The organism is Rhizobium sp. SG570 (assembly GCF_012275345.1).
Lineage (GTDB): Bacteria > Pseudomonadota > Alphaproteobacteria > Rhizobiales > Rhizobiaceae > Rhizobium > Rhizobium lusitanum.
In genome coordinates, this window is the sequence record NZ_JAAZQI010000026.1 from 1 (window position 1) to 26,123 (window position 26,123).

The 26,123-nt window shown below is 58.2% G+C and carries 23 protein-coding genes and 1 pseudogene; 19 read left to right on the forward strand and 5 right to left on the reverse strand.

The annotated features are described in order from the left end of the window. Window positions 1–224 precede the first annotated feature (224 nt). Window positions 225–362: pseudogene (locus tag FHT28_RS35965) on the forward strand (MarR family transcriptional regulator); the annotation flags it as partial. A gap of 29 nt (window positions 363–391) precedes the next feature. Here FHT28_RS35965 and FHT28_RS32105 read toward each other — a convergent pair. Together FHT28_RS32105 and FHT28_RS32110 are read right to left on the reverse strand one after the other, a co-directional pair. After that, window positions 392–1,171, reverse strand: coding sequence for an SDR family oxidoreductase (locus FHT28_RS32105; protein WP_168598420.1), 780 nt, complete (start codon window positions 1,169–1,171; stop codon window positions 392–394). Next, complete coding sequence (locus FHT28_RS32110; RefSeq protein ID WP_168598421.1) at window positions 1,168–1,497, reverse strand: nuclear transport factor 2 family protein; 330 nt, start codon at window positions 1,495–1,497, stop codon at window positions 1,168–1,170. The genes FHT28_RS32105 and FHT28_RS32110 overlap by 4 nt, the downstream gene beginning before the upstream one ends. Before the next feature lie 139 nt (window positions 1,498–1,636). Between FHT28_RS32110 and FHT28_RS32115 the strand changes: the two genes are divergently transcribed. Continuing rightward, entirely contained in the window at window positions 1,637–2,533 is an 897-nt protein-coding gene (locus FHT28_RS32115) for a LysR family transcriptional regulator (protein ID WP_168598422.1), read from the forward strand. A gap of 279 nt (window positions 2,534–2,812) precedes the next feature. Here FHT28_RS32115 and FHT28_RS32120 read toward each other — a convergent pair whose 3' ends face one another. Further along, on the reverse strand, window positions 2,813–3,355 hold the full coding sequence (locus tag FHT28_RS32120) for an FCD domain-containing protein (RefSeq protein ID WP_168598423.1): 543 nt from the start codon (window positions 3,353–3,355) through the stop codon (window positions 2,813–2,815). Between the two features lie 5 nt (window positions 3,356–3,360). Then, window positions 3,361–4,119, reverse strand: coding sequence for a GntR family transcriptional regulator (locus FHT28_RS32125; RefSeq protein ID WP_168598424.1), 759 nt, complete (start codon window positions 4,117–4,119; stop codon window positions 3,361–3,363). A 327-nt stretch (window positions 4,120–4,446) separates the two neighbouring features. Here FHT28_RS32125 and aepX point away from each other — a divergent pair, with 327 nt between their 5' ends. From aepX to FHT28_RS32210, 17 genes are all read left to right on the forward strand, one after another. Then, complete coding sequence (aepX, locus tag FHT28_RS32130) at window positions 4,447–5,361, forward strand: phosphoenolpyruvate mutase (RefSeq protein WP_168598425.1); 915 nt, start codon at window positions 4,447–4,449, stop codon at window positions 5,359–5,361. Between the two features lie 59 nt (window positions 5,362–5,420). Further along, window positions 5,421–6,608 (forward strand): aminotransferase class I/II-fold pyridoxal phosphate-dependent enzyme, encoded by a 1,188-nt coding sequence (locus FHT28_RS32135; protein ID WP_168598426.1) that lies wholly within the window; start codon window positions 5,421–5,423, stop codon window positions 6,606–6,608. A 35-nt stretch (window positions 6,609–6,643) separates the two neighbouring features. After that, on the forward strand, window positions 6,644–7,447 hold the full coding sequence (locus FHT28_RS32140; protein ID WP_168598427.1) for a phosphocholine cytidylyltransferase family protein: 804 nt from the start codon (window positions 6,644–6,646) through the stop codon (window positions 7,445–7,447). Window positions 7,448–7,479: 32 nt separating this feature from the next. Further along, the gene (locus FHT28_RS32145) at window positions 7,480–8,436 is read left to right on the forward strand and encodes an NAD(P)-dependent oxidoreductase (RefSeq protein ID WP_246705012.1); all 957 of its coding nucleotides are present in this window, start codon (window positions 7,480–7,482) and stop codon (window positions 8,434–8,436) included. A 10-nt stretch (window positions 8,437–8,446) separates the two neighbouring features. After that, complete coding sequence (locus tag FHT28_RS32150; RefSeq protein ID WP_168598429.1) at window positions 8,447–9,652, forward strand: CDP-alcohol phosphatidyltransferase family protein; 1,206 nt, start codon at window positions 8,447–8,449, stop codon at window positions 9,650–9,652. A 60-nt stretch (window positions 9,653–9,712) separates the two neighbouring features. Next, window positions 9,713–10,168 carry a ParB N-terminal domain-containing protein gene (locus tag FHT28_RS32155; RefSeq protein WP_168598430.1) on the forward strand — a complete coding sequence of 152 codons (456 nt, stop codon included), beginning with the start codon at window positions 9,713–9,715 and terminating at the stop codon, window positions 10,166–10,168. Window positions 10,169–10,232: 64 nt separating this feature from the next. Further along, window positions 10,233–11,225, forward strand: coding sequence for an ornithine cyclodeaminase (locus tag FHT28_RS32160; protein WP_168598431.1), 993 nt, complete (start codon window positions 10,233–10,235; stop codon window positions 11,223–11,225). 65 nt (window positions 11,226–11,290) lie between these two features. Further along, window positions 11,291–12,550: an alanine racemase gene (locus tag FHT28_RS32165; protein WP_246705007.1), complete on the forward strand. Its 1,260-nt coding sequence runs from the start codon at window positions 11,291–11,293 to the stop codon at window positions 12,548–12,550. Beyond that, complete coding sequence (locus FHT28_RS32170; protein ID WP_168598433.1) at window positions 12,547–13,632, forward strand: cysteine synthase family protein; 1,086 nt, start codon at window positions 12,547–12,549, stop codon at window positions 13,630–13,632. The genes FHT28_RS32165 and FHT28_RS32170 overlap by 4 nt, the downstream gene beginning before the upstream one ends. A 44-nt stretch (window positions 13,633–13,676) precedes the next feature. Continuing rightward, on the forward strand, window positions 13,677–14,633 hold the full coding sequence (locus FHT28_RS32175; protein ID WP_168598434.1) for a TIM barrel protein: 957 nt from the start codon (window positions 13,677–13,679) through the stop codon (window positions 14,631–14,633). 127 nt (window positions 14,634–14,760) lie between these two features. Beyond that, on the forward strand, window positions 14,761–15,603 hold the full coding sequence (locus FHT28_RS32180) for a MurR/RpiR family transcriptional regulator (protein ID WP_168598435.1): 843 nt from the start codon (window positions 14,761–14,763) through the stop codon (window positions 15,601–15,603). 257 nt (window positions 15,604–15,860) lie between these two features. Beyond that, window positions 15,861–17,420, forward strand: a complete 1,560-nt coding sequence (locus FHT28_RS32185; RefSeq protein WP_168598436.1) for an ABC transporter substrate-binding protein — start codon at window positions 15,861–15,863, stop codon at window positions 17,418–17,420. A gap of 2 nt (window positions 17,421–17,422) precedes the next feature. Next, window positions 17,423–18,376 carry an ABC transporter permease gene (locus FHT28_RS32190; RefSeq protein WP_168598437.1) on the forward strand — a complete coding sequence of 318 codons (954 nt, stop codon included), beginning with the start codon at window positions 17,423–17,425 and terminating at the stop codon, window positions 18,374–18,376. A 5-nt stretch (window positions 18,377–18,381) separates the two neighbouring features. Further along, window positions 18,382–19,239: an ABC transporter permease gene (locus FHT28_RS32195; protein ID WP_168598438.1), complete on the forward strand. Its 858-nt coding sequence runs from the start codon at window positions 18,382–18,384 to the stop codon at window positions 19,237–19,239. Beyond that, window positions 19,240–20,676 (forward strand): ATP-binding cassette domain-containing protein, encoded by a 1,437-nt coding sequence (locus FHT28_RS32200; protein ID WP_168598439.1) that lies wholly within the window; start codon window positions 19,240–19,242, stop codon window positions 20,674–20,676. It begins immediately after the preceding gene. 101 nt (window positions 20,677–20,777) lie between these two features. After that, a complete protein-coding gene (gene cydC, locus FHT28_RS32205; RefSeq protein WP_168598440.1) occupies window positions 20,778–24,380 on the forward strand; it encodes a thiol reductant ABC exporter subunit CydC in 3,603 nt (1,200 codons plus the stop codon). A gap of 222 nt (window positions 24,381–24,602) precedes the next feature. Next, complete coding sequence (locus FHT28_RS32210; RefSeq protein WP_246705008.1) at window positions 24,603–25,046, forward strand: NUDIX domain-containing protein; 444 nt, start codon at window positions 24,603–24,605, stop codon at window positions 25,044–25,046. A gap of 96 nt (window positions 25,047–25,142) precedes the next feature. Here FHT28_RS32210 and FHT28_RS32215 read toward each other — a convergent pair whose 3' ends face one another. Continuing rightward, a complete protein-coding gene (locus tag FHT28_RS32215) occupies window positions 25,143–26,069 on the reverse strand; it encodes a LysR substrate-binding domain-containing protein (RefSeq protein WP_168598442.1) in 927 nt (308 codons plus the stop codon). Window positions 26,070–26,123: the final 54 nt, after the last annotated feature.

A 26,123-nucleotide genomic window follows, 5' to 3' on the forward strand; every position in this document is an offset into this window, starting at 1 on the left:
GGCTGTGCCGTCCTCAATCGAATGCTGGCATGCGCACGCCCGAAATCCGTCCGCTGCAAAACCGTCACCGCGTAGCCAGAGCATCAAAGACAGAAGTCCGTTCTTTCAGCGACCGATGCACCAACGCTCCGCATACCCACTTCAGACGCCACCGGTTTCCTGCTGAGATCATTGCCCATGCGGTATGGCTCTATTATCGGCTCCCGCTGAGCCTTCGCGACGTCAGGGCCGGCTGCCTCAGCGATAGCTTGCTTGCAGCCTCGACCCAGACACCACCGGAACTCGCTGCGTTGAACCGCGACGTGCGGCATTTGCGTGACGCGATCTACTCCCAGATCGGCGGGTGGGACGCACCCGCCTGAGCTGCAATAGTGTGAGCTGACCTGAACCATCAAGCGGTCGGCACGGTCCCGCCGTCAATCACGTGCTCGGTTCCGGTAATCGACGCTGCTCGATCCGATGCAAGGAATGCAATCAGATCGGCGACCTCTTCCGGTTTGGCCGGTCTTCCGAGCGGTATGCCGCCGAGCGAGTTCATGATCACCTGCACTGCGGCGTCATACTCGATGCCGGCTTCCGCGGCGATGCGCAGGGCTAGGCCGTTGGCTCCCGGGTCGGCGATCCAGCCCGGAGAGACCCGCACCACTCGCACGCCCTTTGGAGAAACCTCCTTGGAGATGCTCTTGCTATAGGTGTTGAGTGCTCCCTTGGCCGAAGCATAGCCGGTGGTCGCCTCCGGTAGCGGAAGGTTTCTCTGGATCGAGGTGACGTGGATGACCACACCGCTTCCCTGAGCGATCATCCCGGGGATGAGAGCTCGATCCAGTCTGACTGCCGGGAAGAAGTTGAGGTTGAACTCCTTGTCCCACTCCTCGTCGGTGAGTGCAGCAAAGCCGCCTGACGGGGCCGAAGAGCCGCCCAGCACGTTCACGAGGATGTCGAGGCCGCCGAGCTCCCGATGCACCGCGTCGACGACGGTCCGTACCCCCATCGGGGTGGTCAGGTCGGCTTCGACGAATGCCGCTCCGGAGAAGTCGGCAGGCTTCTTACGAGCGGTGGTCAGTACGCGGGCGCCGAGCTCCTGGAACAGCGCCACGGTTGCAGCGCCGGCCCCTGAAGTGCCGCCAGTGATGAGGGCGCGACGGCCCTGCAAGGTGAGGAACGGTGTCATACGGTGATCTCCAGCTCGGCGACCTTGTCGTTCGCGAGGGCGAACAAGAAGCGCAGATCAATGGGGCTGCCCGGGAAGTCGCCGACCGCATGGGCCGTTACCTGGGTTTTCCCGTTTGCGGTGGCGATGAGGAAGGGTTCCACCGTGTAGCTGTATTGCTGAGCTTCATCAGCCATCCATCCGCGGATGGCATCACGGCCTCGGTGCGTGAGGCCTTTATCTTTCACGATGCCGTCCTCGGTGAATGTGGCAGCGATGGCATCCGGGCTGCCTGTCCGGTCGGCCTCGAAATATGCTTTGATGGCCTTGGGGAGTTTGATCGTCATTGGTTCCTCCAATTTTAGTTCCAGCCTCTGCCTGCTGAGGGCGCCGCCCCCATAAGAGGTCGATGGAGGTCATCTAAGACGAGTTGGTTGACACGATAACTAGGATAAAGGAGGATGAGACGTTGCGAAAAGAGGGATAATGACGCGCTCTGTACTTGTCGATTTGGACGCCGTTCTTAGCATCGCGCGCCTCGGCTCGTTCAGGGCTGCCGCGCTCGAGCTCGGCATGTCCACCACCGCATTAAGCAATGCCGTTGCAAAGCTTGAGCAGCGTCTCGGCGTTCGCCTGTTCAACCGCACAACGCGTAGCGTCTCGCTCACCGACGCGGGAAAAACCTTTGCCGAGCGGGTTGGACCGGCAATGATGGACATCCACGATGCTATGCTCATGGTCCAATCGCTCCAGGAAACTCCGACGGGTACATTGCGAATTAATGCCTTCGCAACAGCAGCACGCGAGGTGATGGAACCGCTCATATTGTCGTTCATGCAGCGCTACCCTCAGGTGCATATCGATCTGGTCACAGAGGGACGGATCGTTGACATTGTTGCGGCGGGGTTCGACCTGGGCTTGAGGTCGGCCGATCTGGTGCCGACCGACATGATCGCTGTGCCACTCGGTACCAAGCGCAGTAATGCCGTTGTCGCATCACCAGACTTCCTGCGCACTCATGGCAGTCCAACCGTGCCAGCCGACTTATATCGGTTTCGCTGCATCCGTGCGCGCCTGCCCAACAACGCCTTGTTTCGGTGGAAATTTGAAAAGGATGGGAACGCTGTCCAGATCGATGTGCAAGGCTCAATAACTCTCGACGAGTCAAGCCTTGTCAGGATAGCGGCGCAAAATGGAGTGGGCCTGGGATACGTTATGGAGGCAGATGTGCGCGATGACATTGCGGCCGGGCGACTGGTGCGCGTTCTCGAAGACTGGACTCCCCCACTGGCGCCATTAGCCCTATACTACCCCGGCAGGAAGAATCCGCCGGCTGCGTTTAGCGCATTCATTCAAGCTGCCCGCGATTTTGCGAGGGGGTAATCGACCGGCGCTTAAATCAACGTCTTCTCAACATTGAAGATACGCACCCAACTGTTATCCGGACAGGGACCTGCATCCCGTGTACGTGGCCGCTCGCTGAGATTTTAGATGCTCGGAAAATCAAATGGCAGGAAATGCCAAATCAAGAGGCGCAATTACTTTGCTTGAAGGGACTCGAACCATAGACCGGTCTCGGGTTAACCGCAGCACCTCAATGTTTGAGCGATTACCGCCACTTGGCTCGTTGGAGGTTTAGAATGACGCGCATGGTGCGGTCGATCAGTTCCGGCTGCCGGAGCTCTTCGGCTGAGTGAACAAAAGCGCGTCAAGCCGTGGCAGCTTAACGGACTTATCCGGCGACACGAGTTCAACAAGCAAACTGTAGCGCCGTTCTGCGCACTGCAACAGGATGGTGGAACAGAGCTCTGCGTTTCGGTTGAACAGGGCGTTCACCAAATCCGCTGTCTTGTTGAGGATATCTATCGCTGTCTCCGGCCTGCGCAATTCCAATTCTCGAAACTGGCGGGTCTTTTCGTTCAGTTTCCACATTTGCCGGACCATCGCTTGATTATGAGCGAGTGACGCTATTCGTTCATGCAAATGCTCTTGAAAGGTAGCTACTTCGGTCGCAAAGGTCTCTACGTCCGGCAACTTTTCGTCGGCTTGCCACGATTGGATGATCCAGGGAATCCGAATACCAGAAAAATGGAATCCTCCCAGGTTTTTACGGATAGCGTAGGTCATGATCGCGGTCGCGATTTCAAGGTCGTCGCGAACCTTCCGACGTGCGCGATCCGGACTGGCTTTCAGATACGCGGACAATTAGATCATCCTCTCAAAGGACTTTCGTGGAGAAGTGCCTCGATCGGTTTATTTTCGGCGGCAGATCGCTGTATGACACCATGTACCAATTCGGGAAGCAACCTTGTTTTCGCAATGAGTTGCTGTTCGAGATTTGCGATAGCTTCCTCAATACGCCCGGCCTGAAGCAGGTCAATGAAATGCATCATGTTTTCGATAATTTGATGCCGTCGATGGGGCCTGAGAAGGTCAAACTCTCGAATAAAGCTCGTTCGATCGATGAACTGCTGCACGTGTGTTTGTAGGATCGAGTTTCCCGAGATGGCAGCGAGCCTCTGGTAGAGACTTTCGAGAAATATGACGAACTTGCAGACCCCATCCCTCGCAGTTTCTTCTGCTGGATCTAGCGCCTGTTCGTCTTGGACCATCCGAAGCCCGGTCAACGAAAAATCCTGGGCATTTTTGCGCACGGCATAGCAAATGATTGAGAATGCTGCCTCGTACTCGGCCGCCAGCTGCTCAACACTTGGAACCCGCGAGAAGTAGCCCCGTCCGGCGGACGCCTGCAAGACGAGTTCTTCGTTTGCCAGGCGAATTAACGACTCTCTGACGGGTGTAGGGCTGACATTCAGAGCTTTTGCAATCGTGCGAATATTCAGAAAACTCGAAGGCGGAACCCGATATGAGATCAGGACGGATCTGATCCGGGAATAAACTTGGCCCGCTTTGTCGTGATCGTCGCTCAGGTCTTCGTGGCCAGGGAACAGGGCCTGATGTCGCTGCATTTCGACTACCCTCCGAACGCGCGTCGTCTCCTCGCAGGAACTGGAGCGCCCCCGGCGACGCAATCTGGAAAATAATACGGTATCAGCTTTATTCGCGCCCTGCTTGCTATATCGGGAAAATATTGACAAAATTTATCCAGTATAAGCTGCAAACCGTTGAAGGGCCTTCGCTATATGCCAAAAATGGCGACGAAATATCAGGAATGAAACGATATATCCGCGCTATCTCGTTGAAATAACGACAATATTTTGAGCCTTCACCAAATTTTTTTGTTGTCTTTCATCTAATTGTCACACATCGTCCTTGCAGTTGAAGGAGACGTGGCAATGAACAAACAGCTTTCTTCTCTGCACGATACGATTGCATTGGGCGATGCATTGATCGACCCCTTGCATGAACTCATACGATCCCAGCAACTTGAATTCATAATGGAAGCGCACGACGGCCTTTCGGCCGCAGTGGCGGCGCAAGCCGGTTTCAAGGCGTTATGGGCGTCGGGGCTTTCGATCTCGTCGAGCCTCGGTTACCGGGATGCCAACGAGGCAAGCTGGACGCAAATGGTTGATGTGGTCGAGCGCATGGCAGACGCCAGCGGACTGCCGATCCTCGTCGATGGGGATTCCGGCTTTGGAAACTTCAACAACGCCCGTCTGCTTGCAGCAAAACTTCACCAGAGGGGTGCGTCCGGGGTTTGCCTGGAGGATAAAGGCTTTCCGAAGATGAACAGTTTTGTCGGCAATCGGCACCCCCTCGCTGAGATCGACGAGTTTTCCGGGCGCCTCCGCGCGGTTAAAGATAGCGTACCGGCGATGGTCCTCGTCGCCCGAATCGAAGCTCTTATCGCGGGCTACGGGCTTGATGAAGCGTTGACGCGGGGCCATGCTTACGCCGATGCGGGGGCAGACGCGGTTCTCATTCATTCACGAAGGAGCGACGCGACGGAAATCCTCGAGTTCGCTCGCCAGTGGGCCGGAAAGCTCCCGGTCGTTATCGTGCCGACGAAATACTATCAAACTCCCGTTTCCGCCTACCGCGAAGCGAAAATTTCCACTGTGATCTGGGCGAACCACAACATGCGAGCGGCAACAGCTGCCATGCGGACCACCTGCGGGCGCATTATGGCCGAGGAAAGCATTGCAGGTGTCGAGGGGGAAGTCGCCTCGTTGGAAGAAGTGTTCGGTCTTCTCCGCTATGACGAGCTCTCAGCCGCCGAAGATAGATATCTTCCGCAGCACACGTAAGGCCGCCAGACATCAGCGATCTACCTCATTTCAGGAAATCCCCATAGGAGGAAGCGCAGATGCTTGCGCAACGAACAGCCTTGTTCAAGTCATCCGGCACAGCAGCGGCCAGGGCGGCCGCAAAAGCCGCCGCGGATGCCGGAAAAGAAATCGTCGATCTCACGGCCGGCGAAATCTGGTCGAGCCTCGCACCGAATGTCCGTGATGGGGCTATCGAGGCAATCCAAAAGGGCATTAATCGCTATACGGATACGATCGGGCTGGCCGAATTGCGAGAAGCGTTGGCTCGGAAGGTCTCGCTTGACACTGGCCAGCTCTGGCAGCCCGACGAGATAGCGGTCACGAGCGGCGCGAAACAGGCGCTGTTCAATGCAGCCATGACCCTCCTCAACCCCGGAGACGAGGTGATCATTCCGTCCCCCTATTGGACGACATTCCCGGCTCAGGTCATGATCGCCGGTGCGACCCCCGTTTTTGTCGAGACCCGTTCAAACGGCTACGTACCTCGAATTGAGGACATCAAGGCTGCAGTCACCGAGCGGACGCGCGCAATCGTCATCAACACACCCGCAAACCCAACCGGCGCTGTCTATGACGTGCAGACCCTCGTTGCGATCTCGGAACTCGCCGTCAACCGCAATTTCTGGATCATTTTCGACGAATGCTACGGCGACTTTGTGCACGGTCGTCGTACCCATCATCCGATCGTGTCGCTGGTGCCGGAAGTCCGCTCGCATACTGTGATCATCAACGCCTTCAGCAAGTCGCTCGCGTTAACGGGCTGGCGTATCGGGTATCTCGCAGCGCCGAAGGACGTGGTCATCGCCGTTAAGGCCCTTCAGTCTCACACGACTTCGAATCCGAATGTTATCGCGCAGCATGCTGTCCTTGCTCATCTGCGGCGAGACGATGGCGTCTATCAAGCAAATCTCCGTTCGCAGCTCGCCTCAGCCAGGCAGATCGGGCTCGGTGTTCTAGCGTCGCTGAAACGTGTTCCCGTGCCCGAGGCACAAGGCGGCTTCTATTTTTACCTTGACCTGTCGGAGCTATTGAAAAAGTCGGCAACCGGGGACGCCGAGACCGCCGACGAGGTTGTCAACGCGCTCCTCTCCGAAGCGGGTGTCGCCGCGGTATCTGGAACCGCCTTCGGCGACCCGTCGGGCTTGCGCCTCTCCTATGGGATCCCACCACAAATGCTTGAGGCCGGCCTCTCGCGGCTCGTCGAGTTTCTCAATGCGTGGAAATGATCCGGATGTACCTCCAATCGAGAAGGGATACGAACATGAGCAACTACCGTCCAAAGAAAGCCGTCATTCTTGCCGCCGGTTTCGGCTCGCGGCTGCGCCCACTGACCGACCTTCGACCGAAGCCCCTGGTCGAGGTTAATGGTACTCCGATCCTCCATAACGCGTTACGAAACCTTGAGGCAGTCGGCGTCGAAGAGGTGACCATCGTCGTCGGCTACCGCAAGGATGCGATCCAATATGCGTGCGGGTCGCGCTTTGGACACCTTGAGATCAATTATGTCGAGTCGGCAGTGTTCGACAGGACGGGCAGCGCATATTCGCTTTGGCTGGCGAGAGAGGCTCTTCTCGAGGGCGATTGCTACCTCTTAGAGGGCGACGTCTTCTTCGAAATCAATGCGCTTCACTATCTGACGACTAGCGATGTGCCGAACACCTCGGCTGTAGCCCCGTTTGACGCTTCGATGGAAGGATCTGCCGTCGTGCTTGCGGACAACGGCTATATCGCGGAGGTCCGAATGAAACAAACTGCCGCGAACCTTTCCGATGGTTCTCCACAGTTGTTCAAGACCATGAACCTGATGCGCCTGAGTTCGGCGGACCTCAGGGGCAAGATCGTTCCCTTCCTCGATGAATTGATTGGAACTGGTGCGGTCAAAGCCTACACAGAAGAACTTTTTGCCAACCTCATCGAGCGGCGGGGGCTGCGAATGGCAGCGGCGCGATGCGATGACCTCAGATGGTACGAAATCGACAGCGCCGAGGATCTTCGAATTGCTGAGAGGATCTTCGCGGCACCACTTCAACGTTTCACTGAAGCTGCCGAGGTGCACACCGCATAGCGCAGTCTTTTCTCTATCTGAAGGTGGGCGCGATGAAAATTTTGCTCCTAGGCCACTACCATCACTCCATGATTGAAGAGCTTGGCGTCGACCACGAGGTGTTTCAGGTCAAAAGCGGCGGGTTCAACAGTTATCTTGATGACGTCGACATTGTCGTCTTGCGCAGTCACGTCGAGATCACATCCGTCGATATCGAACAGGCGCCGCAGTTGAGTCTGATCATCAAAGCAGGCTCCGGTTTCGACAACATCGATATGAGCGCAGCGCGGCGGCGGGGTATCACAGTTGACTCGACCCCAGCCGCCTCGAGGTCCGTTGCTGATCATTCTGCAGCCCTGCTTCTTTGTGCCTGGCGACGCCTGCCGCTGCTCGCATCGGAGCTGCGGGCCGGCAATTGGGCAATAAAATACGAAGGCTTGGCTCGGGATATCGAAGGCCATACGCTTGGCATCCTCGGCTTCGGTCAGATCGGCCGGATCATGGCCAAGCGCAGTGCAGCCTTGGGCTTCAATGTCTCGGTGTTCGACCGCTCACCAATGAAGCGTGAGAAACAGTCCGCGGCGCGCGAAACAGGAGCGTCTTTCAATGACCTCGGTGATCTGCTGAGAAATTGTTCCGCGCTCTCCATCCACCTTCCGCTCACCAAGGAAACCGAGGGCATGATCGGAGAGGCTGAGTTCAATCTGATGCCGGACGGTGTCGTCCTCGTAAACACCGGGCGTGCCGGCATTTTCGATAAGTCCGCACTATTGTCGGCGCTACGGTCAGGCAAAGTTGCTGCTGCCGGGCTCGACGTGTTCCATTTCGAGCCCCTCGATCCATCCGACGAACTCCTCAAGCTGCCGAACGTGATTTGTACGCCGCATGTTGGCGCACAGACGAGTGAATCGATGGAGAATATCGGGGCGGCCGTGGTCGCGCGCATTCAAGAGCACGCCGCGGCCGTCCTCCGTAACGTCAACCAGCAGCATTCGGTTATCTCCGTTTAGGTGGTCCAACATGCAAACGGCAATCTATGTCATCGATCTCCAAGAAGTTTCCGACGAGCGGTTGATCTCGGATTACTTTTTTGCTCGCGTTTACGGTTTTTCATGTTTTGGGCGCAATCTGCAGGTTCTGCGGCGTTCATTCTCCGCAGTCTCCGTGGCAGTCATTGGATTGGATCGCCTCCCCTCGCAGATCCAGGAACAATGCCGGTTGCTCGCCGAGCGGCTGAGCTTCTCTATAGTCTCCGGCCCCATCGATGATTTGCTCGTGCGGGACGGGCAGTCGCTCATGATTGTCTATCAGTCTGGTCTCGCCATGCTGACGAAATTTGCGCCCCTGGATGCCTCCGACATTCAGACGGCGTGGGAAAGTAACAGGGAGAGCGGGGCCCCGGACCGTAGCCTGCTCGAATCGATGAGAACAGCCTGTGGGAAGCACGGCGCGCAGGTCATACTTTGCAATGCCTTTCCCAACCAGCGTGGGCAAGATGCGCTCTTCCTCTTCTTGCGTCGGCAAGAGGCGATGGACGTTGCGCGGTTGGCTCCCGACCTGATTGCTGGTGTCAAACGCGCCCTGGAGGTTCGGGCGTCCCAAAGATCGATGGACGGCCCCGTGTCCCGTCTGATAGTCCGCCATCTTTGCCATCTGGCGTCCAAACCGCTTGCTGCAGCGGGGGTCCATCCCAATTACGTGACGCTCGCCGGTGCCCTCTTCGCGCTTTTCGCAGTTCTTCTCTTTTTGGATGGGGGGTCGCTGGCTCTGGCGGCCGGCGGAGTGTGCTGGCTGATTGGAGGCATTCTTGATGAGGCCGACGGCGAAGTAGCGAGGCTGCAGGGAAAGGAGTCGGCATTCGGGTCGTGGCTGGACCTGACGCTGGACCGGATTTTCGATGCGGCAATGCTACTGGCGCTTGTCTGGCCTTTGAGGTCGTCTCCTTTTGGTGACGAATACCTCATTATCACGCTATGCGCTTTGGTCGCCGTCTCGGCCAGCAGTTACACGGGTCTGCTCTACGACAGCTGGATGCGGTCGAAAGATCGTCATGCTTACTTTCGTCTTGGGCGAGACGTGAGGATACTCATCATCACCCTCTCTGCGGTTTTCGGTTTTCGGATGCTGCCGATCGTTCTGTGCGGCGCCTTTGCGGCGACGGAAATCTGCCGGCGGTTTTGGGTGTGTTGGCGCGTCGAACGCTCGATCGCCGTCCTGCGAGACTGACTGAATTCGAAGTGAGCAAGGGACCGCTCATACCCGTCCGCATGGAGAAAGGAGCTCAAAATGGCCTCTCCATACTGCCTTTTCGACCCACAGCGACTGATTCCGACTGAAGAAGTAGATCCTTCCAGGGTTGAAGAACTCGAATCAAAAATTCTCGCTGACGGACGATGGACGGAGCCAATCACGGCGCACAAAGATGCGCTCTTCGTCATGGACGGACATCATCGACTGACCGTCGCAAGGCGCCTGAGGCTAGCTTTTCTGCCCGTCGTCTTTCTGGGATATGACGAAGTTCGGGTGACAGCGTGGCGTGAGGGCGAAACGATTACACCGGAGCACATCTTTGCAATGGCTCGCAGCGGCAGCCTTTTCCCGATCAAGACCACGCGCCACATTTTCAGCCCCGCAATATCCGGCTGTGACGTCTCACTAGAACGACTTGGCTATGCCTCTCCACTGGAAAGGTTCACCTCTCCTTCGGAGAGGCTTACCGCCCGTCGCGCAACACCCGGCTGAACGCCAGTCCCGCTCGCGAATAGAAAAATCTTCCGCCCGATCCCAATGAAAGAGGAAACAGCAGATGACCAAGTCTTATCTTCATACGCCCGCCCTTCACATTCTAAGCCGGTCGGAACTCGCCGATATCGAACTGACGCCTGCGGAGGTAATTCAGGTGGTCGAGGAGGCTTACCTATCCTTTGCGAACGGACAATCCGGTTGCCCGACAAAACTGATGCTGCCGCTTCCGAATGAACGGGATTCGCTCTCCTATTCTATGCTTGGCTACGACGGTGGCACGGAGATGCTGGCATTCAAAACCTCGTATCGGCAGGGGAATACAAACTATGAAAAGTACTTCCCGACGATCAGCCTATACGACGATACCACCGGAATGCCGTTCGCATTCATGGACTGCCTCAAGGTGGGTGGTCATCGTACGCCCGCGTCGACGGCAATCATCGCCAAGTATTGCGGCAAGGAGGATGCGCGTTCGGCGCTGATGATCGGAAGCGGCCGCTCGGGTGTCAACACCCTTCCCTATCTTCTGACCGCCATGCCCAAGCTGGAGACACTGCGCCTCTTCGGCACGCATCCAGAGGGTATTGCTCTCAGTCTTGCGACTTTCAAAAAATACTTTCCCGACCGCGATGTCGAACTTGTCGACGATGTGCCGGAAGCCGTTGCGGCGTCCGACATTGTCGTGGCGGCCTCGGGGCGTGCGGCGCATCCGAGAGTTCAGACGCAATGGTTAAGCCCAGGAGGGTTGTTGATATCGGTTGCCAGCAAGGGAGTTGAGGACGGGGCGATAACACAAGCCGATTATACCATCGCGACAAACCAAACTCAGATGTTTGACAAGCACCGGAGGCTTGCTGCGCCCACAGGTAACTTGGATGTGGACGCGGAACTGCCGGAGATCATAGCCGGGCGACAGCCAGGAAGACACAGGCAAGAGGACAAGGTCTTCGCGTTTAACAGCGGGATGGTGATTACCGATATCCCGATCGCGCATGCTTTCGCCACCAGGGCGATTGCGGCCGGCCGCGGCAGGAGGATCGAGCTGTGGAACTAGTGGGTCCGTCGCTGCAGGCAGTGGAACGAGATTGGGCCGTAGCGATACGGCAGGATACCGCGCTTTTGCAGCAGATCGCTTGTACCGTCCAGGGACCCTTTCATCTCGTTCACCCTGAGAGCTTTACGGAAAACCTTTTAGCGTTCCAGGATGTGCTGCGCCGACACAACGTGCAAGGGCACGTATATTTCGGCAAAAAGGCAAACAAGGCCGGGGCGTGGCTCCGCGAGATTGCTCAACTTGATGGTCGAGTCGACGTCGCGAGCGTTCCGGAATTCGTCCATGCTCTTGGCAACGGACTGAGAGGAGACGCTATCGGCGTCACAGGCGCGGCGAAGAGCAACGACCTCTTGTGGCTGGCCGCCCGACACCACGCCATAGTCGCCATTGATGCTCTGGATGAACTCGAACGGGCGATTGAGATTGCGCGCCGGTCCACCCCATTGAAAATCCTGCTTCGGGTGCTGCCGCCGATGAGCCAAGACAGTCGCTTCGGGCTGACTGAGCGGGATCTCGGCCTTGCCCTCGCCCGGTGCGTGGAAGCGAATCCGAATATTGTAATGGAGGGATTTTCCTTCCACCTCGATGGCTATGCCGTGGGGCCGCGCGCCGCGCTTGCTCACGCCTTGATCCAAAAATGCCTTGACGCGAGAGCAATGGGCTTGAGAGCCTCCGCGATATCGATCGGCGGCGGCATTGCCTGCAGTTTTGTTTCTGAGCAGGATTGGTCGGCTTTTACGGACTCTTGCTCGCCGGAGCTCTTTCACGCCAACAAATCCTTCCCGCATTTCTATCCGTTTTTCCAATCGCCATCAGGCGCAAAGATGCTCGACGCGATCCTTGATAGCGCTTCGGACGAAAAGACTTTGGCCGCCCGCCTTCGAAGCCACCAGATCGAGCTTTTCCTGGAGCCGGGTCGTGCCTTGCTGGATGGTGCCGGGATTTCGGCATTCCCGGTGCAAGGATACAAACAGAACCAGGACTATGGGATCGTCACCGTCGCCGGCCTCAGCATGAGTATGTCGGCTCAGTGGGTCAACAGCGAGTTCCTTCCTTCCCCGCGTCTGATTCAGATGGGGCCGGAGCGCCCGCAAGAGCTGACACGTGCTGCTATCGGAGGGTCCAGTTGCATGGAGTACGATATTCTGACGTGGCGCAAAGTCTCGTTCGAAGCTCGGCCACGCTATGGCGATCTCATCCTTTACCCCAATACGGCCGGCTATCAGATGGACAAGAACGAAAGCTCGTTTCATCAGCTTCCCCTTCCACCAAAGGTGGTTGTGTCGCGGCGGCAGGAGCGCTTCGTTTGGAGGATCGAACAATGACATATCAAAATCCACGAATGCAGACGCGCATCGCCCGAGTTGGCTCCGAGTTGATCGGGGACACGCCCTTGTTCGAACTTGCGCGCGTAGGTTCGGGCAGCCGCCTGCTGTTAAAAATGGAACAACTCAATCCGACCGGCTCGTGCAAGGTCCGAATGGCGCGCGAAATGATCCTTGCGGCCGAGCGGGATGGCTTACTAAAGCCTGGTGGGCAGATCGTCGAGTCGAGCTCTGGCAATACGGGCACTGGCCTTGCCTTCATCGCTATAGAGCGTGGATATCGGTTCATTGCGGTGGTCGATAACAATGCCTCGCGCGCCAAACTGAGCGCGATGAAAGCGTTGGGCGCGGAACTCAGGTTCGTGGGTGGCCAGAAGAGCGATACGGCGAGCACGGTCGAACGCATGCGCGTCGCAAGCGAAATCGCCGCGACAGAGGGAGCTTTCTGGCCAGACCAACACCATAACCCCAATAACAATCTGGGCTATGTGGGTCTTGCCACGGAACTGCACCGCGACCTTGGTGATGATCTTAAGTATCTGGTCGGGGCAGTTGGAACGGGCGGCACGCTCTGTGGGACGGTCAAGGAGCTACGGCGCCTTGGCTCAAGTGTCGTCAGCATTGGCGTTGAGCCTGCGGGTTCGATAATTTTTGGTGGAGCTCCCCATCAGCATTGGCAAACGGGCGCAGGCGCCCCGGCCGGATTTTGCGTCGGTCCGAACGTTGATCATACGCTGATCGATGAGGAACTCACCGTCAGGGACATTGACGCATTTGCAACGGCCCGCACCGTCACCCGAAGGACCGGGTTTCTCGTAGGCGGAACCGCTGGGATGGCCATTTATGTCGCCCTGAGGCGTCTGCCTTTGTTGAAGCCGGGAAGCACCATCGTCGTCCTCGCTTGCGATGCAGGGGAAAAGTATCTCGACACGGTCTACAACGACGATTGGCTGGAGGCACGTCAACTGCTCAGCACATCCGCCCACCATCGTATCGAGCGGATATTTGAGGCCTATCGAGACTCCGTTCGGATGGCTGATTTCGATCTCGAGGAAGCCATCCCGTCACGCCGCGTCAGCTAGGCCGTGCTTCACATTCTATAGGTCAAGTTAAGGAGTGACCGCCGATGGATACGTGCATAACGATCTGGCAGTGGCCGGAGGAAGAGCGCTGGTATGATGAGGGTATCAAGAAATCTTTGCAGCTCATCGCGGAAGCGGGCTTTACGCACATCAATTGGAACCCCGATTCAGGCAACTCTTACATGCTGAGCGACGCCGAGATTTCCTTCACCTCCGACATGGTGAGGGCCTCCGGGCTTAAAGCGAAGTCGGTCCATGGCAGCAACGGCCGCAATCCGATCAGTGAGGTTCGCTGGCGCAAGAACGGGCGTATCGGTAGGGAAACGCGAAGGGACATACTATCTCCCCACGAATGGCAGCGACAAAGCGGTGTCGAATTGGTCAAGAACCGTGTGGATCTCGCCTCGGCTTTCTGCTCGCCTGATATCGTTCTGCATGTCGACATCACCGACGATGTATTTCTCTCCCCCGAGAGAGAAGAAGCCTTCTTCCGCCCACTGCGGATGTCACTCGAAGAGCTTCAGCCTTATTGCTTGGAGAAAAGAGTGAAGATTGCGGTCGAGACTTTGTTCTGTGCCTCCGCGGAGAGCTTCCTGCTGCTGTACGATCGGCTGTTCGCATGGTTTCCACCGGGATTTCTCGGCCTGTGCCTCGACACGGGTCATTGGGAGATGATTGAGCCCGGAGGCTGCTCCGTTCTGGAAAAGTTCGGCGACCGTCTCATCACAACACATATCAATGACAACTTCGGTGCGACGGATGATCATATGCTGCCGTTCGATGGTCGCATCGATTGGGAGAGCATGACGCGCGCGATAGCCGCGACAAAATATGAGCCACCCCTTAATTTCGAAACACACATCGATCGTTACAGCATGCCGGAAGCTGCCTTCTATCGACGAGCGCACAAAATCGCCGTGCGCCTCGAGGAAATGCTGCAAGCCCATAGAAACAGGTCCAGGAGCGATGATGGACCGGATCTAATTCGAAACGCGGGCTAGGAACACGGTGGAGAAAACGAAGGGGCAAACGGTGAATAAGGTCCAGGAGCTGGAATTCATGGCCTCTAAGAGCTAGCTTATTGTGCTTCGCTCGTAAGAAAACACCGGAAACGACAGTGGAATTGGCATGCTAGAAGTGCAGCAAAGACAGTCTCTCAGCGCGGCTGCGACCCGGCTTCTCGACTATATCGAGCGCTATCCGAACGCGGTGCTTGTTAGTTCCGCGCTCGAGTTGGCCGCCAAGATCGATGCGTCCGATGCGACTGTTATTCGCTCGATACAGTCACTTGGCTTTGACGGCCTGCCGCATCTCAAGACCGTGATCGCGGAGAAACTCGATCAGGGTAGTCGCACGCCGGTGGAGAAGGTGGGCGTTACGTTGAGGGAGTTAACCCAGGACACCAGCGGACCGCCTCTCCAGCTCGTCGTCGAAGCCTACGCCAAGACGCTCGAGCGTCTCTCAAGCCCGTCATTGCCGCAACAGTTTGAGTCCGGGGCGCGCTTGCTCGACGGGGCAAACCGGATCGGACTTTTCGGAAGCGGCCCACTTGTTAGGCTGGCACAGCAAACGGCAACCCATCTCGGCCGCATAGGCCGGGTGGGTTTTGCGATGGAAGGCACCGGCCATGCCTTTGCCGACGCTCTGCTTGGCCTGCAGAGGGGGGACGCGGTCGTCCTCCTGGCCTACGGCAAGGTCCACAAGGAAAGCCTGCTTATCAAGGAGGAACTCAAGCGTGTCGGCGGAAAGCTTGTCGTCATCACCGATAACCCGACTGGTCGACTGGCGAAAGACGCCGACGTTGTCTTGGAAGTGCCTCGCACCGAAGTCGGCAACATGACTTTCTATGGCACGATCCTGCTCGCGCTCGAAACCCTTGTTCTATCGCTCACTCAACTCGGACCGGATCGGGCGATGGAGACGGCCCACCGCCTGCGGGATTTTCGAAACGAGCTCGACCGCGGCGTCTAATCCGTTCATCAGGCGCGTCATCAGCACTACAAATTGGATAGCGTCGGCTCCTGCGGCGCGGCAGATAATGTCCGCGAAGCCCCCCTACACCAAAACTTTAAACTTGATTGGTTTTATCATGAATGGTAGTTGCTACTACGCTGTGTAGTGACCAGTACGGTTTCATGAGACCGCTCCGCGCGTAGCGACGTGTCGGAGGAGGCTGAAGGATTGGTTCGGGCATGGCGCCATGTCGAGTCCAACCGAGGAGCCTTTCCATGATTTCCCGAAGAGCGGTGCTGACCGCTTCCGTCGTGCTCGGCGCTGCGACGACCGTGCTGGGGCGCCTCGCCTGGGCACAGGAGGAACGCGTCCTTCAGATCACATCCCCTCGACAGATCACCAGTCTTGAACTGGCCGATACCAGCTATCATTTCCGCCGGTTGCGGGTCGCAGAGACGCTGGTAACGATCGATCCGAATGGCAAGCTCGTACCCGAACTCGCAAAGAGCTGGTCTGTCAGCGACGACGGGCTGAAGTGGTCGTTTGTCATCCGTGACGGTGTACGCTTCCACGACGGTTCGACGCTTACCCCAGAGCTCGTTCGCGATGCAATCGAAGTGATGCGCAAATCGCGCAACAACACCGAGATGGTGCCACAGCTGCCAATATCCTCCGTTAGTGTCGACGGTCAGGCCGTGGTCGTCACGTTGAAGCAGCCCTTCAGCCTGGTGCCGGAGTTTTTTACCGACGGCCCGGCTGTCATTCTAGCGAAAGCCTCATTCGCCGCGGACGGAACAGTCAAGCAGATCATCGGAACAGGCCCGTACAAGGTCACGAAGATCGAGGGCAAGACTTCCGTCGATCTGGAAGCCTTTCCGGACTACTGGGGAACGCCGGCCAACATTTCGAAAGTTCATTTCACGGGCGCTACCTCGCCCGATACCATCGCCAACATGGCGGAGGCGGGCCAGGCCGATCTGGTGCTCGGCTTGCCACAGGCATTGCGCGATCGGGTGGAGGGCAGCGGAAGGGTCCGCGTCAAGCAGGTACAGACGGCCCGCATCAACGGGATCTTCGTCAATGCCGGCGATCTCCGGTTCGATGACCCTGCCGAACGCCGGGCAATCTCGTTAGCCTTCGATCGCCAGGGGATTGCAAAGGCCCTCTTTGGCAATCCAAAGGCCGCCGCCAATCAGCTTTTGTCAGCCGCATTTCCCGACTGGTACGATCCTGACCTGCCGCCAATCGAACAAAACGTCGAAGAGGCCAAACGCCTGCTGGCCGGCGCAGGCTGGATCAAGGGCCCGGATGGGATTCTCACGCGTGATGGCAAGCGGTTCTCGTTCACGATGATCGTCGGCAAGCAGCCGGAAGTGGCAGCTCTGGCGCAGGCTGTCCAGGCGCAGCTTGCCGATGTCGGCATCGAGGTCAAGCTCGAGAACGGAGACCAGAGCATGGTCCTGGAGTCCGTGTCCAAGGGCAACTTTCTGTTCGGTCTCACGCGCAGGAACTATGGTGCGGTGCCCGATCCGGTTGCCACACTTATGCTGGATTATGCCGAGAGCAACGCGGCAAACGCGGTATGGAGCGGTGTTAACTACCACAACCCGGACATGGAAACTGCTCTCAACGCGTATATTGCGGCTCGCACCGACGAGGAACGTGCCGCGGCTCGCAAGAAGATCCGGGTCCTGATCAACAGCGATCTGCCCGTCGTACCGCTGGTCTGGTACGATTATAACGTTTCGGTTTCGGATCGCGTCGCATTCGATAGCGTACCGATCGACGCCCTTGAGGTCAGCTTCTGGATTGATCGCGTCAAATGGGCTAGCTGAGCATGTCCGCCCTCCGCGGGATTGCCGGTGCGATTTTTGGCCATCTCGTGGCAGCGGCAGGTGTCGCACTTGCCGTCGCCAGCCTCGCATTCGTCGCAGTGCAGATGGCGCCCGGCGATATCGCGTTCCGGATTGCGGAGGCCCGCTATGGCGAGCGGATCTCCCTCCAGACCGTTGATCACGCCCGCCAGATGACCGGGATCGACCAGCCAATCGTCCTTCAATACGGACGCTGGGTCGGATCGGTGTTCGCCGGACAGCTTGGCCGATCGATGATCAGCGGTCGTGACGTTGGACCTGAAGTCTGGCGAAGTTTTGAGACGACGATGAGCATCGCGTTCATTGGTGTTAGTCTCGCGCTCATTCTCAGCCTGGCGCTAGGATTCGCAGCTGGAATGCGGCGGGACAGCGTTGTCGATCGTGGCTTTCTCGTCGTCTCGGCGATCCTGTCATCGATACCTTCGTTCCTCCTCGGGATCATCCTGATCACGGTCTTTGCCATTGGTCTCCGCTGGCTGCCGGCCGCCGGCACCAATCTGCCGGGCCACATGATACTTCCCTCCTGCACGCTTGCACTGGCGCTGCTGCCTGAGCTTTCACGCGTTGCCCGCAACGCCGTCGTCCGCACGATGCAGGATTTCTATCCAACCTACGGCCGCATCAAGGGGCAAAGCTGGCTTCGGATCGTCCTCAGACACGCGCTGCGGCCGACACTGGTTCCAGTCATCGCCTATTTCGGGCCGCTGGTCGCGCATACGATCGGCGGTCTCGTCGTTATCGACGTGCTCTTTAACCTCGACGGACTTGGCACAAGGCTGATCGAAAGCGTTCTTGCGGCCGACATACCCATGGCGATGGGAGCCGGCTTGCTTATCGGGATTTCGGTCGTGGCAATCAACGGCCTGAGCGACATAGCGGTTCGGCTACTCGATCCGCGCTTGTTGCAGGTGAGGTAAGGGATATGACATTCTCGTCCTCCGATGAAATTGCAGCGTCGCTGCACCGCTTTCCGCCACTGCGGATTGTCGTTTTCGGCTTCGTGCCCCTGGCGCTTATGCTGCTGATGGCCCTGTTCGGCCCACTTCTCCTGACCGTCGATCCTAACCGCCAGGCCCTAAGCGCCGCCTATGCGCCGCCGTCAGCTGAGTATCTTCTCGGCGCCGATAATCTTGGACGTTCGATTGCAGCCCGGCTGGTCGCTGGGACACGGGTTTCGCTCGGCATCGCATTTGCTGGTGTGATCGCTTCACTGGCGACGGGTCTGACGCTCGGATTTTGGGCTGCCTTCCGTCCCGGCTGGACACGGCAGGTCATCATGCGGCTGGCCGACGTGATCATAGCCTGCCCCAGCCTGCTATTTGTGATTCTGGTTTCGGGCCTGCTAGGTGGGGGTATCGGGCCGATCCTGTTTGGCCTCTGGATGTCGCAATGGCCAGGCTTCGCGCGCCTGACCGCCGCCATAGCCGCGCGGGAGCTGGCGTCCGATCATGTTGAGGCTTCGCGCCTGCTCGGCTTCGGGTCCCGCTACATATTCCGAACCCATGTCCGGCCGGCTGTCACCCCGTACCTTTTCTCGCTCGGAGCGCTCAGTGTTGGAGCGAACGTCCTGACCATATCGTCCGTGGGCTTTCTTGGCCTCGGCCTCAAGCCACCGGACGCCGAATGGGGAGCGATGATAGCCGGGACCATGACCTTCTTTCGGACCTATCCGCACATGGTTCTGGCGCCGGCCGCCGCCATTCTGGTCTGCACTCTGTCAGCGACCTTGATCGGCGAATATTACAGCGCGCGGCGCCAGGGTATCGAGGAGATCAACTGAGTGACCGACCTCGTCGTTGAGAACCTGACGATTGCAACGCGCGATCGTGTTATCGTCGAAAAGGTTTCCTTGAGCGTGATCGCCGGCAATATCCTGGCGGTCCTTGGAGAGACCGGAAGCGGCAAGAGCCTGATTGGCAGCGCAATCATGGGGCTCGTCCCAAGCGGCGTTTCGGTGTCCGGCCGCATCATCATCAACGGACGCGCATATGACGCCGGCGACAACCAGGCGCTCCGTTCGCTTTGGTCCACCGATGTTTTTCTTCTGCCGCAGGAGCCTCTCACCGCCCTTGCCCCACTGCTTGCTGCGGAAGACCAGGTTTCCGAGCAGATCACCGCTCCGGCATCGTTGAAGCATGCGCGAGAGGCTCTCTCTGCGATGCATCTCGACCCGGAGCACCATCGCAAGCGGCCCTTCGAGCTCTCGGGCGGCATGGCGCAAAGGGTGATGGCCGCGATTGCGTCGGTGACCCGCGCTGGAATAGTTGTCGCCGACGAACCGACCAAGGGCCTCGATGCAGATCGGCGCGAGGTTGTGGCGGACGTGTTCCGGACTCTGCGTGGGAGCGGCCGCGCAATTCTCCTCATTACGCATGATATCGCCCTCGTGCGATCGCTCGCCGATCAGATAGCGTTTCTCGACGAAAACAAGATCGTCGAGACTGGACCCGCTGAACTGCTTCTGCGGGACGCTCGGACCGATTATGCCCGTCGCTATCTCGCAAGCGATCCTGCCACGTGGGAGAGAAGACCGTACGCGCGCTCCACTACCCCGAAAATCGTTGAGACCGACCATCTCTCCATCGGGGTTGGCAACCGCGTTCTCGCGGACGACCTGAATTTTCATTGCCATGCCGGTCATATCTCGGCGCTCATGGGCAAGAGTGGTATCGGCAAGACAACCTTGGGGAAAACACTTCTCGGCCAGGCCACGCCTCTGGGTGGCGCGATCCGACGGTCGAGCACCGCGGGCGCCAGAGGGTTTCAGAAGCTTCATCAGGATCCGACGCGCGTGTTTTCGCCTTGGCAGACCCTGGGACGGAGTCTCGAAGATCTGCGTGGTCTTCCGGACGGAGAGCGCGTGCTCGACGAGATACCCGGATTGATGCAACGTTTCGGTCTGCGACGTGACCTTCTCCGGCGGCGCCCACACCAGATCAGCGGCGGCGAAGCCCAGCGTTTGGCGCTTGTTCGCATCCTTGCCACCAAACCAAAAATGCTGATTGCGGATGAGCCCACCTCACGCCTCGATCCGCCTGTGCAGGAACAGGTCATCCGATGTCTGCGCGAAGCGGCCGACGAAGAGGAGCTCGCGATCCTGCTGATCACTCACGACCACGACCTCGCCACCGCGATCGCTGATCGCCGAATGCTTTTGGTGGCAGGCAGCAATTCACCCGCCATGCTCAAGGATATCACTCGGGATAATGCGTCGTGACGCGTTTGGCATCTTCGTAGTCTATACTACGTATTACGCCTTGAAAGCCTCAACGACGTAGTCTACACTACGCCTACGAAACTTTGCCAGGACTCTTCATCATGCATTTCGACGCGCAACTTTGGAAAGCCACTGAGGGCTTCCGAACCCGTATCGCGATCGCCATCGGCTTGGGGTTCATATCCCTGATGTTCGGGATCGCCAGGTTCATTATCCTCGGATGGTTGATTGCCCGCCTATTCGAAGGCGCTCCCCTGAGCGAGCTGGTGATGGCGATCGTGTTGCTTATCGTCGCGATCTCTTTGCGAATGGCGCTCGAGTACATGAGGGCCCTTCTTGCGCATCGCACGGCTGCACTCATACAGGATCGAGTGCGGCTGAGCCTTTACGATCAGATCGTCAGGCTCGGCCCGGCATGGCTGGCGGAACGGCGGACGGGAACCATCGCGTTATCGACCATTGACGGCGTCGAGCAGCTCCAAACATTCTTTGGTCAGTTTCTGCCGCAGCTGGCAATCGCGTTGCTGGCCCCGATACTGCTCTTCGGCATTCTTGCGTTTTGGGATATTCCCGTGGCAGCGGTGATCTCTATTGCGGCTATCCTTGCACTCGTCCTTCCCCTTATTCTGAAACGGATCGGCGAAGAATCAACGTTGAGGAGAGTTCGCTCGTTCAAGGCGTTCGGCGCCGATTTTCTGGATGCCGTGCAAGGTCTGCCGACACTCAAAGCGTTTGGCCAGAGCGGCGCTTTTGGCGACCGACTGGCCGTCAAGGCAAACCAGCTGGCAGATAGCACGATGTTCGTGCTCCAGGCCAGCTTGATGAGCCGGGCCCTGACGGACCTCGCCATTGCCGGCGGCGCCGCCGCGGCCATCGCGCTTGGTGCCTGGCGCGTCAGTCATGGGGAAATGAGCATCGAGGCGCTGCTGATCGTTCTAATGGCGGGCACGGAAGTGTTCCGCCCCTTACGGGATCTGCGTTCCCTGCTCCACCGGGGAATGATGGCCAATGCTGCGGCGGTCGGGATCAAGAGCTTGCTGGATGCAACCCCGCCAAGGCCACCGCGAGAAACAGCCGACAGCCCGTACCTGGAACCGTCTATCGCCTTCGAGAACGTCCGGTTCAGCTATTCCGACGAGCGAGGCGCCGCGTTGCAGGACATTTCCTTCGACGTCAAAGCAGGAGAGCGCATCGGGATCGTCGGCTACAGTGGTTCCGGAAAATCGACGATCGTCAAATTGCTGCTGCGGTTCTACGACCCAAATACCGGCATGATCCGCATTGGCGGTCATGACGTCACTACGCTTTCAGCGGACCATATTCGCGATCAGATCGCCGTCGTCCAGCAGGATACATACCTGTTCTACGGCACAGTCGAAGACAACATCCGTATTGCGCGTCCCGGCGCAACCGCTGAGGAGGTCGAGGCGGCAGCTCACGCCGCCAATGCACATGAATTCATCTCCGCCCTGCCCCACGGGTATAATACGGTGATCGGAGAGCGCGGTCTCCGGTTGTCCGGCGGGCAACGACAGCGTATCGCGATCGCGCGCGCGGTCCTGAGAGATGCGCCGATCCTTATCCTTGATGAAGCGCTTTCTTCTGTCGATGCGGAAAATGAGACCATCATCCAGGCGGCTCTCGATGATCTCTCCCGTAAGCGGACGACAATCGTGCTCGCGCACCGGCTGTCGAGCGTCATTAACGCAGATCGCATCCTCGTGGTGTCCGATGGCCATATCGCTGACATCGGCACCCATGCCGAGCTGATTGGCCGGGATGGCGCGTACCGCGACCTGATGGCTGAACAGATCGAGTTGAGCGAACGCGATACCGTGTTGGACTTTGCCCCAGCCTCAACTCGGCAGGACAAGGTCGAAGCCGGCGTCGCCCACAAGGCTGCTGCGAAACTTCAGACGACCGAAGGTGAGAAGATTGCTGCGAACCTCTCCGCGTTCCAGACGCTGGGTACGCTATTCAGCCTCATTGGGCCTTGGCGCAAGCAATTGATCTTGACGGTGACGTCCGGTGTCGGTCGCGTCTACGCCCTCGTCGGGGTCAGCGCCCTCAGCGCTCTGACGGTCGCGACGATCAAGACCGGGACCTCCTACGGATCGTATCTCGTCTGGATGGCGATACTGGTGCCGGTTGCTGCATTCCTGCAGTGGAACGAGTCCTGGCGATCGCATGACATGGCTTACAGGTTGCTCGCCCAGATGCGTGTGGATCTCTACAGGGTGTTGGAGAAGCTCGCGCCGGCGTATCTTCTCAAGAGACGAACTGGAGATCTAGTGTCGCTCGGCACCCAGGACGTTGAAACGGTCGAGTACTTCTTTGCCCATGTCGTCGCTCCAGCCATGGTGGCAATACTGGTGCCGACGTCCGTGCTGATCGCCCTCGCATTCATTGCCTGGCCGACTGCCGTAGTCCTATTGCCGTTCCTGCTTTACGCGGCTCTTGCACCAGTATTTGAACGACGCAAGGTTGACAGCCTCGGCAATCAAGCGCGCAAGGATCTCGGTGGCCTCAATGCGTTCGTTGTCGACACCGTACAAGGTCTCGGTGAGCTCATCGCGTTTCGGGCGATCGGCAACCGCCGTGGCGCCTTCGAACACCAAACGGCGGAGTATCAACGCACCCGACTTGCGCTGAACGCCGATCTGTCGTTTCAGGTTGCCAAGCAGGAGATGATATCAGCGCTTGGATCTGCATCCGTTTTGATCACGTCTGCTATCCTGATCCACACCCACGCATTTGAGCCAACCTATCTGCCGCTTGTCGCTCTCCTCTCCGCGGCGGCGTTCGTACCGGTATCGGAACTCGCGCAGGCGGCAAGACAACTCGCCGATTCAATCGCCTCTACACGCCGGGTACATGCCGTGAATGTCGAGCCGGTTCCGGTCGCCGACGGCCCGGGCCAACTACCAGACTCGGTCGGGGGGTCGACACTGGAATTTTCGAACGTCACCTTCTCCTACGACACGAGCGGCGAACCGATCCTGAAGGACATCAATTTCAAAGTACCTTCCGGCGCACGCATCGCCCTCGTCGGTTCATCGGGTGCAGGCAAGACGACGATTGCCAACCTCTTGCTACGCTTTTGGGATCCGGAAAAAGGACGCATAACAATCGACGGTCACAATCTGCGGGACATCACACTCGATAGCCTTCGCGAGCATATCGCCCTCGTCGCGCAAGACACGTATCTCTTCAACGCCACCCTTGCGGAAAACATCCGGCTCGCCCGGCCAGACTCAACCGATGAAGAGTTGATGCAGGCGATCGAGCGGGCAGCTCTGACGGACTTCGTGAGCTCCCTGCCTGCCGGACTGGAAACGCCGGTCGGGGAGCGTGGCGTGCAGCTATCCGGCGGGCAGAGACAACGAATTTCCATCGCGCGGGCGTTCCTCAAAAACGCTCCTGTCCTGATCCTCGATGAGGCCACTTCCCATCTGGACGCAGCAAGCGAGGCCCACGTTCGAAAAGCTCTTGACGAACTGATGGTTGATCGAACCACAATCATCATTGCGCATCGTCTCTCGACGATCCGCGCAGCCGACGAAATTCTGGTGATGCGCGGTGGGCGGATCGTGGAGCGAGGAGCACATGATGACCTTGTGGAAATGGGAGGATTTTACGCCGAGTTGATTGGCCATCAATCGGCCGGGGCAATCAGAGCTACAAGCGCGATGGCCGCAGGCTGACGAACGCAAGGGGGCGGCCACTTGCCCGCGGATGGCCCAAGAGAGAGTGACTTGCTCCGTCTGGATTGGGCTGGGGTGGAGCAAGCCTTTGGCGACCCTGGAGGCGTGAAACCTTTCGGGGTGCTGCCGACGTTCGCGTCGAAGCGCCAAGACCGATTGCAGCTGCGAGCAGCTTTAGTTTATGCATAGGTGCAGCAACTTCGATATCGGATGATCAGGCCCTTGAATTATATTAAATCCCTCCGCGCAAAGATCGGTCACGACCTCATTATGCTGCCGAGCGTCGCAGCGGTGATTTCCGACGCCGAAGGACGGCTGCTTCTCCAACGCAAAGGTCGCGGCGAAGGGTGGAGCCTTCCCGCCGGTGCTATCGAGCCGGGTGAGACACCACAACAAGCTGTCGCCCGCGAAGTCCTAGAGGAGACCGGGCTGACAGTCACCAGCTCAAAAATTCTGGCGGTGTTTGGTGGCAAGGATTTCCGATATGAGTATCCGAAAGGAGATCGGGTCGAGTATTTGGTAGTCCTCTTTGAATGCCTAACAAGCGGCGAGCCGGGTAGTTTTACCGATCCTGAGACCGTCGGCCTCAAATACACTTCCTTAAATGAAATGCCGAAACTCGCCCTTCCTTATCCGATGGAACTTCTGTTCCCCGGCGCAAGATGACTCCCGCTGCATGTGATTTCGGTTTTAATGCCGAAAGCTGACGTTGTGGATTACGCTCTTGATGCAAATCGAACCAGCGATCATGCTTTGGGTACGCTAAGTGATTGAACGCCCTGCGTCATAATGCGCGAAGGAATCAAATCGATGAGTTTCGGAAAGCAGCCAGTCTGCAAAAGCCTGTATCGGAGCGTCACTCAACCGGATGGGCTCCGAGAGAATCAGGCTGAACGTCTTGGAAATCGCTTGGCTTTCGGGCCAAGGAGCGATTAGACGCCCTTCCGCCAACTCCGTCTCGACATATAGCCGCGGCACCAGAGCAACGCCAAGTCCCGCCAGTGCGGCCTCGATCAGCATAATATGGAGGTCGTAGTATGGACCGATCGCAGGATTGGTGAGCGTGATCCCTGTCTCCTGCGCATAACGTTGCCACGCGTCCGGGTTCTGGCGCCTGTGAAGACGGGGCAGTTGGTCGAGCGACACCGCGCCCACGGCTTTGTCGAAAAGCGCCGGATGACAAACGGGCACCAGCGTCTCGTGCAGCAACCGGTGTGTCCTCATCCCGGACCATGCGGGATGCTCGAAATGGATGGCGGCGTCGAAACCGCTTCCGGCGAGCACGAACGGTTCCATTCGCTCGGCAAGATGCACGACGATATTCGGGTGGCGCTCACGAAACCGTCCAAGGCGAGGAATAAGCCACCGTGTGGCAAAAGTGGGGATCGTCGCGATATCGATGCTGGCGCCATCGCTTGGTTGCCCCATCACATACCGGCTGTCACGCTCCAGGCGGTCGAGGGACTCGCGAACCTGCGCGGCATACCGCTCCCCGCTTGGCAGAAGCTTGACCCGGTTGCCGATGCGCTCGAACAACGTCACACCCAAGAAAGCCTCCAGCCGACCGATCTGCCGGCTGATCGCGCCTTCCGTTAGAGCCAGTTCGTCGGCCGCGCGTGCAAAACTGCCATGACGCGCCGACGCTTCGAACGCCATAAGAGCCGAATTGCTGGGGATCTTGCGGCGCATGAGTGCACTCCTAAGGGTTCGATTGGCGTATTGGTTCCCTCACCTTGATATAAG

Bases quoted from the DNA above. Each gene is read 5' to 3' on its own strand.
- FHT28_RS32185 (WP_168598436.1), top strand. From the start codon at position 15,861: ATGATTTCCCGAAGAGCGGTGCTGACCGCTTCCGTCGTGCTCGGCGCT.
- FHT28_RS32160 (WP_168598431.1), top strand. From the start codon at position 10,233: ATGACCAAGTCTTATCTTCATACGCCCGCCCTTCACATTCTAAGCCGG.
- FHT28_RS32195 (WP_168598438.1), top strand. From the start codon at position 18,382: ATGACATTCTCGTCCTCCGATGAAATTGCAGCGTCGCTGCACCGCTTT.
- cydC (WP_168598440.1), top strand. From the start codon at position 20,778: ATGCATTTCGACGCGCAACTTTGGAAAGCCACTGAGGGCTTCCGAACC.
- aepX (WP_168598425.1), top strand. From the start codon at position 4,447: ATGAACAAACAGCTTTCTTCTCTGCACGATACGATTGCATTGGGCGAT.
- FHT28_RS32125 (WP_168598424.1), bottom strand. From the start codon at position 4,119: ATGCAGCGACATCAGGCCCTGTTCCCTGGCCACGAAGACCTGAGCGAC.
- FHT28_RS32105 (WP_168598420.1), bottom strand. From the start codon at position 1,171: ATGACACCGTTCCTCACCTTGCAGGGCCGTCGCGCCCTCATCACTGGC.
- FHT28_RS32190 (WP_168598437.1), top strand. From the start codon at position 17,423: ATGTCCGCCCTCCGCGGGATTGCCGGTGCGATTTTTGGCCATCTCGTG.
- FHT28_RS32150 (WP_168598429.1), top strand. From the start codon at position 8,447: ATGCAAACGGCAATCTATGTCATCGATCTCCAAGAAGTTTCCGACGAG.
- FHT28_RS32110 (WP_168598421.1), bottom strand. From the start codon at position 1,497: ATGACGATCAAACTCCCCAAGGCCATCAAAGCATATTTCGAGGCCGAC.
- FHT28_RS32215 (WP_168598442.1), bottom strand. From the start codon at position 26,069: ATGCGCCGCAAGATCCCCAGCAATTCGGCTCTTATGGCGTTCGAAGCG.
- FHT28_RS32170 (WP_168598433.1), top strand. From the start codon at position 12,547: ATGACATATCAAAATCCACGAATGCAGACGCGCATCGCCCGAGTTGGC.
- FHT28_RS32135 (WP_168598426.1), top strand. From the start codon at position 5,421: ATGCTTGCGCAACGAACAGCCTTGTTCAAGTCATCCGGCACAGCAGCG.
- FHT28_RS32115 (WP_168598422.1), top strand. From the start codon at position 1,637: ATGACGCGCTCTGTACTTGTCGATTTGGACGCCGTTCTTAGCATCGCG.
- FHT28_RS32140 (WP_168598427.1), top strand. From the start codon at position 6,644: ATGAGCAACTACCGTCCAAAGAAAGCCGTCATTCTTGCCGCCGGTTTC.
- FHT28_RS32145 (WP_246705012.1), top strand. From the start codon at position 7,480: ATGAAAATTTTGCTCCTAGGCCACTACCATCACTCCATGATTGAAGAG.
- FHT28_RS32155 (WP_168598430.1), top strand. From the start codon at position 9,713: ATGGCCTCTCCATACTGCCTTTTCGACCCACAGCGACTGATTCCGACT.
- FHT28_RS32175 (WP_168598434.1), top strand. From the start codon at position 13,677: ATGGATACGTGCATAACGATCTGGCAGTGGCCGGAGGAAGAGCGCTGG.
- FHT28_RS32180 (WP_168598435.1), top strand. From the start codon at position 14,761: ATGCTAGAAGTGCAGCAAAGACAGTCTCTCAGCGCGGCTGCGACCCGG.